Source organism: Flavobacterium panici, from assembly GCF_903819335.1.
GTDB lineage: Bacteria > Bacteroidota > Bacteroidia > Flavobacteriales > Flavobacteriaceae > Flavobacterium > Flavobacterium panici.
Map to the genome: position 1 here is coordinate 197,726 of NZ_CAIJDE010000034.1, position 13,320 is coordinate 211,045.

Sequence of the window (13,320 nt, forward strand, 5' to 3'; positions counted from 1 at the left end):
CGGCTTTTGAAATAAATCAAAAGCCGTTTTTTATTGTATTATATTTTATAAGAATCTTTTCGCTGTGTTGCGGATTATTAAAATCCAAAATTAACTCCTAAACCAAATACTTCTCTGGTTTGAAGACCTTGAAAAGCATTATCGTCATAAATAGCCTGGAATGCCAGATTTGCTGATAAGAATTTATTAACCTTCATTATAATATTCAAAGAATAATTGATATCTACGTTTTGAGGATCTTCCAGATAATTAGAATAAAGATTCAGTGTGTTTTCTGCAGTAACGTTAGTCATAATGGCTAATTTGTAATAAACAGAAGCATAAAAACCTAACTCGTAACGCATGGTTTTGCCTTCGTCAACTCCAAAATAATCGCCATCTACATAAGGCAGACCAGTAAATCTATCAATTCCACTAGTATAAGCGTTGTCTACAAAAGTGAATTTTGAAGTTAGAGGAGCAAAGTTTATTTTTAAGTTTTCATCTTTAGACCAGTAAATACCAGGTCCAGTAGTAAGATACCCAGGCGACATAAATTTAGTCTGCTCGGTTCTAATTTCTTTTCCGTTGGCATCCTGACCGTAAATATAACCGGTTGTAAATTGAGTTCTAAAGTTTAAAAAGAAAGAGTAATACCATTCACCAAAAGCTCTTTTACCAACAATTGAATTAAATTCTAAACGGTCATCAGTCTTTTTTCCGAAATCGGTGTTTTTAGTTTGTAAAAGCCCGTATGAAGCAAGGATTTTATTGTCCCAGGTTACATCGTCTTTTTTATAATTGAAGTCATAGTTTATTCCTAAAGTCCCAGAGAAACTATCTTCACCACCTGCGATCCAATTGTTAAAACTAGATTGGTTTAATAAAAGAGACACTGTTCCTTTTGCTTTCCATCCTTCGTCTTCAATTGTATCGTTTATTTTTTTAACCGCTTTTTCGGTATTCTGAATTAATTCTTTTTCTGAATTTTGGGCCTGAACAAAAGTAAAGTTCGCTAAGATAAATAGTAATAACGTCAGCTTTCTCATAGTTGTTTAGTTTAAGTGTATATTAACAAATATACTAAAAACCAACTGAAGGTTAAGGGAATATTACTTTAAAATGAAGGTTATTTCTTAGATTCTTTGTATAAAGGCACAGCAGAACATGCTTCGCCATACATAATACTGCGGGCAAAAGGCTGTAAATAAGTTGTAGCTAAAATATAAGCACGCATAGGAACCGGTTTTTTAGAACATCCTTTTACAATTACAGGTTTATTTTGGTACGCAGAATAATCAATCTTACTTAAGATTTCTTCGTATAAACTTGAATCTAGATCCTCGATGGTTCCGTTTACTACTTTTTTAGCAAAAGGAGCTAAATGAACGCTCACTAAAATTAGTGCCCAAGCGGGAACTATTGCATCTGTACTGCAATGTACAGCGACATATTGATCTTGGTATTGTGACCAATCATGATTTTTAAGATGCTCTCTAAAGTCTTTTTCTTTCAATAGAAATCCTTCCAAAAGCCATTGCGAAATGTCAATTTGCACACGCATTCCTTTTGGATAATAATCCTCCAAATCAAAAACTTCTAAAGCACTATTGGCAACTTTATTGATAATTTCTTCCATTCTTTTTAGTTTTCAGTCGCAGTCTCAGTCGCAGTTAAAAACTGAAACTGAAACTGTAAACTGTATACATTTTAAGTGTTTTTTTTAGTCACATTTAATACTGAAAACTGCGACTGAAAACTGAACACTTTTTTAAAGCATTCCTAATTCTAATTTTGCTTCTTCGCTCATTAAATCTTTGCTCCAAGGCGGATCAAAAGTAATCTCTACTTCAACATCTTTAATGTGTTCGATTGTTTTTACTTTTTCTTCAACTTCTCTTGGTAAGCTTTCTGCAACCGGGCAGTTTGGAGATGTTAATGTCATCAGGATTTTTACTTCGTAATCTGTATTTACCATTACGTCATAAATTAATCCTAACTCATAAATATCTACAGGGATCTCAGGATCGTAAATTCCTTTTAAAACTTTTACGATTGATTCTCCTAATTCGTTTGTGTCTATTTCTTGTTCCATTTTGTTATTTGTTTTTTCGCCACGAATTTCACAAATTTCCCGAATTTAAAAATTAGTGTTAATTCGTGAAATTCGTGGCAGAAAGAAATTTAATTTTTATTTTTTGCATCAAAAGCCAAAGCGTACATTTTGATGTTTTTTATCATCGAAACCAAACCGTTTGCACGAGTTGCAGATAAATGTTCTTTTAATCCAATTTCGTCTATAAATTCAGTGTCAGCATTTATAATGTCTTCTGCTTTTTGATTAGAAAAAGCGCGAATTAAAATTGCAATTATTCCTTTAGTCAAAATAGCGTCACTATCTGCGGTGAAAACAATTTTATCATCGTTTTGTTCGCCTTGAAGCCAGACTTTTGACTGACAGCCTTTGATTAAATTCTCGTCGGTTTTGTATTCTTCTTTAATTAACGGAAGACTTTTTCCCAGTTCGATAATGTATTCATAACGCTGCATCCAGTCGTCGAACATTGAAAATTCGTCTATTATTTCGTTTTGTATCTCTTTAATTGTCATAATTATTCTTTAGCAAAATCAACCAGTAAATTTACCAGTTTTTCAATTTCCTTTGGAGGAAAACCGTTGTCGAAACCTGCAGTTTCGTATGTTTTTTGATCTTGAGTTATTTTTAAATTTCCAATCGCGGCACCGTCATAAAAACGTTTTTCAGTTGGTGCTTTTAATGTCGAAAGTTTGTTTAAATCTACTTTTGAAAATTCAGCAACAATTTTATTCCATTTCGCATCATCAATTTTAGTTTCAATCGGCTGTTGATCTCTGCCGTTTGTAACATAAACAGTCTGGTTTTGAACCACAATCTTTTTGAAATACCCTCTTGACATTGCAGAATATTCAATTTGAGTTGTAGCCATGTTTGTCTTTTTTTGACTGCAGCAGCCGGTAGCAATAAAAACCGTTAAAAGCAATAAAGATAGTATTCTCATAAAAATAGATGTTAGCTTAGCATTGTTTGTGCCTTTTTAACGGCGTCGACCATTTGGTCAATTTCTTCTTTTGTATTATAGAATGAAAAAGAAGCACGAATCGTTCCCGGAATGCAAAAGAAATTCATAATTGGCTGTGCACAATGATGTCCGGTTCTAACTGCAATTCCTAATTTATCGATAATAGAACCAATATCGTATGGATGAATTCCATCAATATTAAACGAGATTACAGAAGCTTTATTTTTTCCTGTTCCGTAGATTCTTAAACCTTCAATTTCAGATAAACGTTTTGTAGCATAATCTAAAAGTTCAGTTTCATATTCGTGGATATTTTCAAAACCAACACTGTTTAAATAATCAATTGCAGTTCCTAAAACAATTCCGCCGGCAATATTTGGTGTTCCGGCTTCAAATTTATGTGGAAGATCTGCGTAAGTTGTTTTTTCGAAAGTAACTTCTTTAATCATTTCACCACCACCTTGATAAGGAGGAAGTTTGTTCAGCCATTCTTCTTTTCCGTACAAAATTCCGGTTCCGGTTGGACCACACATTTTATGACCTGAAAAAGCATAAAAATCACAATTTAATTCCTGAACATCTGGTTTTAAATGCGGAACTGCCTGCGCGCCGTCAATTAAAACTGCAGCGCCAACAGCGTGTGCTTTATCAATGATATATTTTATCGGATTAATAATTCCGAGTGCGTTTGAAATATGATTAACCGTAACCACTTTTGTTTTTTCTGAAAGAAGAGCATCAAATTCTTCCAGAATTAATTCTCCGTTTTGATTAATCGGAATAACTTTTAAAGTTGCTCCCGTTCTTTCGCATAACATCTGCCACGGCACAATATTACTGTGATGCTCTAATGAAGAAACAAGTACTTCGTCACCTGGTTTTAAAATAGAAGCAAAACCATTTGTAACTAAGTTGATTCCGTGCGTAGTTCCCGAAGTAAAAAGAACTTCGTGAGCATGTTTTGCATTGATATGATCTTTTACCTTGCCACGAGAAATCTCGTAAGCATCAGTAGCTAACTGGCTTAAAGTGTGAACGCCGCGGTGAATATTGGCATTAATTTCCTGATAATATTTTACTTCTGCATCGATCACAATTTGTGGTTTTTGCGAAGTAGCTCCGTTGTCGAAATATACTAAGGGTTTTCCGTTTACAGTTTGTGAAAGTATCGGAAAATCAGCTCTTATTTTTTGAATATCTAGCATGTCTTATTTAGAAAAAATCTATTTACAAAAGTACTAAAACTAAATTTGTTTATACAGCAATTCTATAATTTCCTTTTATGGTGTCATTGTTACAAGGCGTTAATGCTGATTCTGTAAAAATAGATTCGGTTTTCTGAATTATCCGAATCAGATTTATAATTTGACTTCTAAAATCGTGAACATAAATTATTTATATTGCAATAAAAATACTGACATCATCATGAAAAAATTTCTTAAAGTACTTTTGCTTCTAGTCGTTCTTGGGTTTTTGTATTTCGGGTTTACAACTTATCCAAAACTGGATTTAATTTCTGGCTTCTCTGCCAAAAGTGTCGCTTCAGGACATTTTATTGATAATCGTTCGCTGGATTTAATTCAAAAAACAGACAATGATATCAATTTGGTTGATTTGGCTAAAAATTCAATTGATGATGCTGGAAAATTTGCTATTTCAAATGTTTATGGTTTAAAGGAACGAAAAGCAATTTATCGTGAAGGTTTAGGAGCAGTTTTGATAAATGATGATTTTGATGTTTCAAAACCATATTTGCTTCCAAAGAGAACAAAATTGGTAAATAATCTTCCTTTTCCTTACGGAAATAATGAACCAAAAGATTCTGCTTTCGCGAATGTTGATTATACAAAATTAAAAAATGCAGTTGAAAATGCTTTTGATAAAAATGGCGGAAGAACAAAAAGAACCCGCGCCGTTGTCGTTTTATACAAAGACAAATTAATTGCTGAAAAATACGATACAGGTTTCAATAAAGACAGTAAAATTTTAGGATGGTCGATGACCAAAAGTATCACAAGTTCGGCTTTTGGAGTTTTGGCCAAACAAGGAAAAATAGATATTTATAAACCAGCGCCAATTAAAGAATGGCAAAATGATGAACGTAAAAATATTACGGTTAACGATTTGCTTCATATGAATTCTGGTTTAGAATGGGAAGAAAACTACAGCACAATCTGCGACGCAACTCAAATGCTTTTCCAATCTGAAGATATGGGAAAAGTGCAAATGGACAAACCAGCGAAATTTAAGCCAAACACGCATTGGTATTATTCATCCGGAACAACCAATTTATTATCCCGAATTTTAAGAAGCCAATTTAAAACACAACAAGAATATCTTGATTTTTGGTACAGCGCCGTAATCGACAAAATTGGAATGAACTCGATGATTGTCGAACAAGATATGTCGGGAACTTTCGTAGGTTCATCTTACGGATGGGCAACACCAAGAGACTGGTCAAAATTTGGATTGTTGTATTTGCATAAAGGAAACTGGAACGGAGAACAAATTTTAGATGAAAGCTGGGTAAAATATACGGCAACACCAACTAATACTTCTGAAGGAAAATATGGAGCACAATTTTGGTTAAACGCGGGAGGAAAATTCCCAGACGTTCCTCGTGATATGTTTTATTGCAGTGGATATCAAGGTCAAATGGTGGCGATTATTCCATCTCTGGATATGGTAATTGTGAGAATGGGAGTGAGAGAAGGAGATAAAAGTTTTGATTTTAATGGGTTTTTGAAGGGGATAATTGATAGTGTGAAGAAATAGGTTGTCTTTCCTGCAAGGTTTCCAAAACCTTGTAGGTATTATGTTTATGTTTCTATACCTACAAGGTTTTGGAAACCTTGCAGGAGTAGCAAATAAAAAAACCGATAAACTTTTTAAAGCTTATCGGTTTTCATTTTTATTAAATAGAATTTTTTACAAATCAAATCCTAAATTCACGCCCAGTTTCATGGCAATGATTTTAGTAATTCTTTGTTTTAATTCTGGTATTTTAATGCTTTCGATTACTGCATTTGAGAATGCATACATCAATAAAGCTTTAGCTTCTTTTTGTGGAATACCACGAGACTGCATGTAAAACATTGCTGTTTCATCAAGCTGTCCAACTGTACAACCGTGCGAACATTTTACGTCATCAGCAAAAATCTCTAATTGTGGTTTCGCATTGATAGTTGCTTTATCGCTCAATAAAATGTTGTTGCTTTTTTGAAAGGCATTTGTTTTTTGAGCTTCTTTATTTACTAAAATTTTTCCGTTGAAAACTCCTGTCGAACGATCAGAGAAAATTCCTTTATAATCCTGGAAGCTCTCGCAGTTTGGTTGTGCGTGGTTTACTAAAGTATAATGATCAACATGTTGTTTATCATTTAGAATTGAAATTCCGTTTAACGTACTTGTCAATCTTTCTCCAAAGTGGTAAAAGTTTAAGTTGTTACGAGTTAAATTTCCTCCAAATGAAAAAGTGTGTACGTAAGCATGACTTTCTTGTTGTTGAGAAACATAAGTATTGTCAACTAAGTTTGCTTCGCTATTATCGTTTTGGATTTTGTAATAATCAACAATCGCACGTTTTTGAGCAAAAATCTCAGTAACAGAGTTTGTTAAAACAGGATTTTCATTCAAACTTTGGTGACGCTCGATAATTTGAACATGTGAATTTTCACCCACAATAACCAAATTTCTTGGCTGAACCATTAATGCAGCTTCGTTTCCAGTTGAGAAATACATAATCTCAATTGGTTTGTCGGCTACTTTTTTCTTCGGAATATTGATAAAAGCTCCTTCCATTGCAAATGCAGTATTTAATGACGTTAAACTGTCATCTTTACTTGCAATTTGATTAAAGTATGTATCAATAACCATTTTATATTTTGGTTTGGTCAATGCTGATGACATTAAGCAAACATCAATTCCGTCGTGCGTTGTAGAAGACAAATGCGAACTAAAAACACCATCAACAAATACTAATTTATAAGTATCTATTTCGTGTAAAAAGTATTTTTTTACCTGATTAAATTCGATTGCATTTTCTTCCTTTGGAAAAACCGTAAAGTCATTTTTTAAGATGGCATTTAGCGATGTATATTTCCAAGCTTCTTCTTTTTTGGTTGGGAAACCTTTATTTTCGAAGTTTTTTAAAGCATTTGTGCGTATGTCATGTAAATCTGAATGTACATCGACACGCTCTTCAAAAGCCATAAAAGACGATACTAATTTTTCTTTTAAATCCATTGTTCTTTTTTAGTCTTAAAGTCGAATGTCTTAAAGTCTTAAAGTCTGAAACTTGTGTGGTTCTTACTTTTGATCTTTAAACTTTACGACTAGATTCCAAATATTTTATGAAACCACTTAATAATTTCGATATTTCAGTTACCGAATTTAAAAGCATTTCAAATTCTTCTTTTATAATATATTCTAAATCAAAAGCTAAATATAATTGAGATCTAACTTCTCCTGCAGATGCTTTGGCTACATATAAAAAATAAACAAACTCTTTATCTGTATTTCTTTCAAAGCCTTCTGCTATATTTGATGATATAGAAAGTGATGCGCGTCTTATTTGTCTAACGAAATCAAAGTCTTTTTTAAAATTAGAATTTTCAGTTGCCAGATATATTTTCTTGTTGAAGATTCTAGATTTCTGCCAGGAATTTATTTCTTCGAAAGAATTAAATTTACCCATAATTTTCTTTTGACTTTATGACTTTTGACTTTAAGACTATTTTTTAGTTCTCTGCCTTGATCCAGTCGTATCCTTTTTCTTCTAATTCGTAAGCTAATTCTTTTCCACCAGATTTTACGATTTTTCCGTTGTAAAGAACGTGAACGAAATCAGGAACGATATAATCTAATAAACGTTGGTAGTGTGTGATCACAATAATTGCGTTTTTGTCGCTTTTTAATTTGTTTACACCATTTGCAACGATTCTTAAAGCGTCGATATCAAGACCAGAATCTGTTTCATCAAGGATGGCTAATTTTGGCTCTAACATTGCCATTTGAAAAATTTCGTTTCTTTTTTTCTCTCCTCCAGAAAAACCTTCGTTTAAAGAACGAGATAAAAATTTACGGTCAATTTCTAATAATTCAGATTTTTCACGAATTACTTTCAACATTTCGTTTGCCGGCATTTCTTCTTGTCCGTTTGCTTTACGAGTTTCGTTGATTGCAGTTTTCATGAAGTTAGTAACGCTAACTCCAGGAATTTCTACAGGATATTGAAACGAAAGAAAAACACCTTTATGTGCTCTCTCTTCAGGAGCTAAATCAGCAAGATCTTCTCCGTCAAGAATAACTTCTCCGTCTGTAACTTCATAGTTTTCGTTTCCTGCAATAACTGCAGAAAGTGTACTTTTTCCAGAACCGTTTGGTCCCATGATAGCGTGTACTTCGCCAGCTTTAACTTCTATATTAATTCCTTTCAGGATTTCTTTATCACCAATTGAGGCGTGAAGGTTTTTTATTGATAACATTGTTTTTTTTATTTTATATAAATGTCAATTCTATTTTTGTTTGTTGGTTTAGGATGTTGGCATTAAAATGGGCGTGTCCTAAATATTCCATGCCTAAATAATCGGCAGTTTTTTTAAACGGAATGTAGAAACTTTCTTCGATTTCATTATCGTGTGAATTTGATATCACACCAATTTTCTTTCCTCTAAGTTTTCTTCCGGTTTCTTTTTCAATTCGGATTAAATCTGAAAACCGATCAAAAAAGACCTTCATGATTCCGCTCATATTATACCAATAAATGGGCGTTGCAAAAATGAAAGTGTCATGATTTTCGATAATTCTTTTAATCAAAGGCAAAAAATCATCTTCAATATTTTTGCTTTCGTAATCATAATACGAAATAGTATAATCACTTAGATTTACTACATCAATATTGTATTCTTTTGCAATTTCATCTACAATTCTTGTTGTATTTCCGTTTTTTCTGGAAGAACCTAAAATGATGACTTTTTTATTTTCCATCTTCCAATTATCCTACAGAACCTTCTAAAGAAATCTCTAATAATTTTTGAGCTTCAACAGCAAATTCCATTGGAAGTTTGTTCAATACATCTTTACTGAAACCGTTTACAATTAAGGCAATCGCTTTTTCAGTTGGGATACCTCTTTGGTTGCAATAGAAAACCTGATCTTCTCCAATTTTACTTGTCGTTGCTTCGTGCTCAATTTTAGCAGACGGATTTTTACTTTCGATATAAGGGAAAGTATGTGCTCCACAATTGTTCCCCATTAAAAGAGAATCACATTGAGAAAAGTTTCTTGCATTCTCAGCTCTTGGACTAATTTGCACTAAACCACGGTAACTGTTTTGTGATTTACCAGCCGAGATACCTTTAGAAATAATAGTCGATTTAGTGTTTTTACCTAAATGGATCATTTTAGTTCCTGTATCAGCTTGTTGGTAATTATTGGTAACGGCGATTGAATAAAATTCTCCTACCGAATTATCTCCTTTAAGTACGCAAGAAGGATATTTCCAAGTTACGGCAGAACCAGTTTCAACCTGTGTCCAAGAAATTTTAGCGTTTGTTTCGCATAGACCTCTTTTGGTTACGAAGTTGTAAACTCCACCTTTTCCTTCTTTGTTTCCAGGAAACCAGTTTTGAACTGTAGAATATTTAATTTCAGCATCGTCAAGAGCGATTAATTCAACTACAGCAGCGTGTAATTGGTTTTCGTCACGACTAGGAGCTGTACATCCTTCAAGGTAAGAAACATAACTTCCAGCATCAGCAATAACAAGAGTTCTTTCGAATTGTCCTGTTCCTGCCTGATTGATTCTGAAATAAGTTGAAAGTTCCATTGGGCAACGAACGCCTTTTGGAATATAACAGAAACTTCCGTCAGAGAAAACCGCTGAGTTTAATGCTGCGTAGAAGTTATCTTTTTGAGGTACAACTGTTCCTAAATATTTTTTTACTAATTCTGGATGTTCTTTAATAGCCTCAGAAATTGGACAGAAAATAATTCCTTTTTCGGCCAATGTTTTCTTGAAAGTTGTTGCTACAGAAACAGAATCGACAACAATATCCATAGCGACATTGTTCATCATTTTTTGCTCATCAACAGAAATTCCAAGTTTTTTGTACATCTCTAAAAGTTCCGGATCAACATCATCCAGAGTTTTGTTAGGATCTACTTGTTTTGGAGCTGAATAATAAGAAATTGCCTGAAAATCTGGTTTTTCGTAACGTACGTTTGCCCATTCTGGCTCAATCATTTCTTTCCACGCGCGAAAAGCCTCGATGCGCCATTCGGTCATCCATTCAGGTTCTTCTTTTTTTAGCGAAATAGCTCTTACAATTTCTTCGTTTAAGCCAATAGGGAAAGTTTCAGATTCTATATTAGTATAAAATCCGTATTCATATTCTTTGGTTTCGAGTTCGATTTTTAAATCGTCTTCTGTGTATTTGCTCATTATTTTTTATTGTCTAATAGTTTTAAAGTCCAAAGTTTGAAGTCAATTTAGTCTTTATGACTTTACGACTTTCGGCTTTTGACTAAAGAGAGAATGATTCGCCGCAGCCACAAGTTCTGCTTGCATTTGGATTATTGAAAACGAATCCTTTTCCGTTTAATCCGCCAGAGAATTCTAAAATTGTTCCGGCTAAATATAGAAATGATTTTTTTTCAACTGCAATTTGTATATCATTGTCTACGAATATTTTGTCATCTTCGCCCTTTGTTTTGTCAAACTTTAAGTCATAAGACAAACCAGAGCATCCACCACTTTTTACGCCTACTCTTACGTAGTCGCTTGCGGCGTCAAAACCATCATCTGTCATCAAATCGATGATTTTCTTTTTGGCTGTATCAGAAACCTTTATCATTGTTTATGGTATTTGTTTTTAAAAGATCATTTTAATCTGCATTTAAATAGTAATCAATTTATTACATAAAATTTAAATGCCAATTTCAACGTTCAAATGAAATTGTCTGCAAAGATACGACTTAAAAACCTTTTTCCATAACGGTTCACATTATTATAACAAATGTTAAAATAGAGAGAAGTTATTTTTGCCTAAAAGTCCTTTGTTGAGTGACTTTTAGTTTACAAAGAATTTTGTTTTTGAACGAAAAGTCAGATGATTCTGTAAAATACTGGTTTACTGCGCTTTAAGTTATTGTAAATAAGCTAAAAAACCGTATTTCTACTTGTTTAGTCGAATAAAATAATGGTATTTTTGCAATAAATTGTGATGAATGATGAAGAAAAACCACACAAACGAATGGATCAGGGCACTTTTAGCAATATTCTTTATTTTTGGAATAGGTGCTACTTTTTATATATTTAGTAAAGAACTAAAAGATGAGGCAGACAAGGAGGAAGCAAGCAATAAAAAAATTAAACTTGTCAATAACAATAAGGAGTACATTGCTCAAAAAAGTATTCTTGATTCTTTAAATGTTTTGAAATTAGAATATGATGTCGCAATTTTAGAAAAAACGGCCCTTTCGCAGCAATTGGCATTTGAAAAGAAGAATGTCGAAAATTTAATGGAAATTATAAAAGCATCTGAGAATCCTTCAAATACTCAAATTCAAATTTTTAGAAAACAGCTTTCAGATATGCAGACAGCATTAGCCTTTAAAATTGCAGAAATAAAAAGTCTTAAATCTCAAAATAAAAGCCTGCTTACTGAAATTGAATCTCAGAATGTTGTTATGTACAAACAAAAGGCAGAAAATGATACTTTAATTTTAAAGCAGAAAAAGTTAGAATCAACCATAAAAGATGCTTCAAAAATAGTTCTAAATAATTTTAAAGTGATTGCGCTTCGTGAAAAAAAATCGGGAAAAGAGCAGGAAACAGACAAAGCAAAAAGTACTAATAAACTAAAAGTAAGTTTTTCGGTTAACGGAAATGCGGTTGCTAAAACAGGAAAAAGAGTATTTTATATTCAGGTTCTGGACCAAAAAAATACTGTTTTGGGCGAAAATAAATTAATAGAATTTGGCAACGATAAAGCTTTAGTTTACAGTTTTATTGTAGCAGCAGATTTTCAGGGAAAGGCTTTAAATCTATATGGAATTTTAAATTCTGACGAAAATCCGTTTAAAAAAGGAACATACTTTGTCAACTTCTTCGACAAACAAGAAATAATGGGAAGCGCTTCAATTACTTTGGAATAAAAGTATTTTTTTAGACCACTGATTTAACTGATCTAACAGGTTTACACAGAATCATTTAATTAGCTGCGTAGCTAAAAATAAAAACACAATGGAAATCCGTTACATCGGTTAAATCGGTGGGCAATGTATATTTGTGAGAGAAACATTATTTTGAGAATGCCTAGCAAAAGGAATTTGGATTTCCTAGCTTTGTTTTCTTATTAGAAATTTAAGCTCATGAAACTTTACCCTATAGAATCCGGAAATTTTAAATTGGATGGCGGCGCTATGTTTGGCGTTGTTCCAAAAACTATTTGGAATAAAACCAATCCGGCGGACGAAAATAACCTTATTGATATCGCGGCGCGCTGTTTACTTATTGAAGATGGAAACCGCCTGATTTTGATTGATACCGGAATGGGAGACAAACAATCGGAGAAATTCTTTGGTTATTATTCACTTTGGGGATCACATTCTATTGATAAATCATTGGCAAAATATGGTTTTCACCGAGATGATATTACCGATGTTTTTATGACACATTTACATTTTGATCATTGCGGCGGAAGTATTCAATGGAATTCTGAAAAGACTTTTTATGAACCGGCTTTTAAAAATGCAAAATTCTGGACAAATGAAAATCACTGGAATTGGGCAACAAAACCAAATGCAAGGGAAAAAGCATCTTTCTTAACAGAAAATATTATCCCAATGCAGGAAAGCGGGCAATTGAATTTTATTGAAAGACCAGAAAGTGATTTTGGTTTCTCTAAAGAATTAGGTTTCGGAATTTTCTATGCAGATGGCCATACCGAAAAACAAATGATTCCGCATATTCAATATCAGGATAAAACAATAGTTTTTTGTGCTGATTTATTGGCAACGGCGGGACATCTTCCGCTTCCGTATGTTATGGGTTACGACACAAGACCTTTATTAACAATGCCGGAAAAAGCTAAATTTTTAAATGCTGCAGCAGATAATAATTATTATTTGTTTTTGGAACACGATGCTCACAATCAAATTATAACAGTCGAACATACAGAAAAAGGCGTGAGACTAAAAGAGGTTTTTACTTGCGAGGATATCTTCTAAAAAACATAAAAAAATCCCATTTTCAACTTAATGAAAATGGGATTTTTTA

At 33.0% G+C, this 13,320-nt stretch carries 15 protein-coding genes; 3 read left to right on the forward strand and 12 right to left on the reverse strand.

Annotated features, from left to right (window positions below; all coding sequences use genetic code 11):
• Positions 1-77: 77 nt before the first annotated feature.
• From FLAPXU55_RS07145 to FLAPXU55_RS07170, 6 genes are all read right to left on the reverse strand, one after another.
• Positions 78-1,028: a DUF3078 domain-containing protein gene (locus tag FLAPXU55_RS07145; RefSeq protein WP_053472867.1), complete on the reverse strand. Its 951-nt coding sequence runs from the start codon at positions 1,026-1,028 to the stop codon at positions 78-80.
• 80 nt (positions 1,029-1,108) lie between these two features.
• The gene (locus tag FLAPXU55_RS07150; RefSeq protein WP_180857124.1) at positions 1,109-1,618 is read right to left on the reverse strand and encodes a DUF2480 family protein; all 510 of its coding nucleotides are present in this window, start codon (positions 1,616-1,618) and stop codon (positions 1,109-1,111) included.
• Between the two features lie 132 nt (positions 1,619-1,750).
• Positions 1,751-2,074: an SUF system Fe-S cluster assembly protein gene (locus tag FLAPXU55_RS07155; RefSeq protein WP_180857125.1), complete on the reverse strand. Its 324-nt coding sequence runs from the start codon at positions 2,072-2,074 to the stop codon at positions 1,751-1,753.
• An 89-nt stretch (positions 2,075-2,163) separates the two neighbouring features.
• Positions 2,164-2,589: a SufE family protein gene (locus tag FLAPXU55_RS07160; protein WP_053472864.1), complete on the reverse strand. Its 426-nt coding sequence runs from the start codon at positions 2,587-2,589 to the stop codon at positions 2,164-2,166.
• A gap of 2 nt (positions 2,590-2,591) precedes the next feature.
• Positions 2,592-3,017, reverse strand: a complete 426-nt coding sequence (locus tag FLAPXU55_RS07165) for a hypothetical protein (RefSeq protein ID WP_180857126.1) — start codon at positions 3,015-3,017, stop codon at positions 2,592-2,594.
• Positions 3,018-3,028: 11 nt separating this feature from the next.
• Entirely contained in the window at positions 3,029-4,243 is a 1,215-nt protein-coding gene (locus FLAPXU55_RS07170) for an aminotransferase class V-fold PLP-dependent enzyme (RefSeq protein ID WP_180857127.1), read from the reverse strand.
• A gap of 220 nt (positions 4,244-4,463) precedes the next feature.
• On the opposite strand from FLAPXU55_RS07170, the gene FLAPXU55_RS07175 reads away from it, so the two are divergent.
• Complete coding sequence (locus FLAPXU55_RS07175; RefSeq protein WP_180857128.1) at positions 4,464-5,813, forward strand: serine hydrolase domain-containing protein; 1,350 nt, start codon at positions 4,464-4,466, stop codon at positions 5,811-5,813.
• 153 nt (positions 5,814-5,966) lie between these two features.
• Here the strand turns inward: FLAPXU55_RS07175 and sufD are convergent, their stop codons facing one another.
• The 6 genes from sufD to FLAPXU55_RS07205 form a co-directional block, all read right to left on the reverse strand.
• On the reverse strand, positions 5,967-7,283 hold the full coding sequence (sufD, locus tag FLAPXU55_RS07180) for a Fe-S cluster assembly protein SufD (RefSeq protein WP_053472859.1): 1,317 nt from the start codon (positions 7,281-7,283) through the stop codon (positions 5,967-5,969).
• 76 nt (positions 7,284-7,359) lie between these two features.
• Positions 7,360-7,734: a four helix bundle protein gene (locus tag FLAPXU55_RS07185; RefSeq protein ID WP_180857129.1), complete on the reverse strand. Its 375-nt coding sequence runs from the start codon at positions 7,732-7,734 to the stop codon at positions 7,360-7,362.
• A 43-nt stretch (positions 7,735-7,777) separates the two neighbouring features.
• On the reverse strand, positions 7,778-8,524 hold the full coding sequence (sufC, locus tag FLAPXU55_RS07190) for a Fe-S cluster assembly ATPase SufC (protein ID WP_053472857.1): 747 nt from the start codon (positions 8,522-8,524) through the stop codon (positions 7,778-7,780).
• 13 nt (positions 8,525-8,537) lie between these two features.
• Positions 8,538-9,026: a flavodoxin family protein gene (locus FLAPXU55_RS07195; protein WP_053472856.1), complete on the reverse strand. Its 489-nt coding sequence runs from the start codon at positions 9,024-9,026 to the stop codon at positions 8,538-8,540.
• Between the two features lie 7 nt (positions 9,027-9,033).
• The gene (sufB, locus tag FLAPXU55_RS07200; RefSeq protein ID WP_129052787.1) at positions 9,034-10,482 is read right to left on the reverse strand and encodes a Fe-S cluster assembly protein SufB; all 1,449 of its coding nucleotides are present in this window, start codon (positions 10,480-10,482) and stop codon (positions 9,034-9,036) included.
• Positions 10,483-10,564: 82 nt separating this feature from the next.
• The gene (locus FLAPXU55_RS07205; protein WP_012023267.1) at positions 10,565-10,894 is read right to left on the reverse strand and encodes a HesB/IscA family protein; all 330 of its coding nucleotides are present in this window, start codon (positions 10,892-10,894) and stop codon (positions 10,565-10,567) included.
• Between the two features lie 373 nt (positions 10,895-11,267).
• Between FLAPXU55_RS07205 and FLAPXU55_RS07210 the strand changes: the two genes are divergently transcribed.
• The gene (locus tag FLAPXU55_RS07210) at positions 11,268-12,197 is read left to right on the forward strand and encodes a hypothetical protein (RefSeq protein ID WP_235992000.1); all 930 of its coding nucleotides are present in this window, start codon (positions 11,268-11,270) and stop codon (positions 12,195-12,197) included.
• 216 nt (positions 12,198-12,413) lie between these two features.
• The gene (locus FLAPXU55_RS07215) at positions 12,414-13,271 is read left to right on the forward strand and encodes an MBL fold metallo-hydrolase (RefSeq protein ID WP_180857130.1); all 858 of its coding nucleotides are present in this window, start codon (positions 12,414-12,416) and stop codon (positions 13,269-13,271) included.
• Positions 13,272-13,320: the final 49 nt, after the last annotated feature.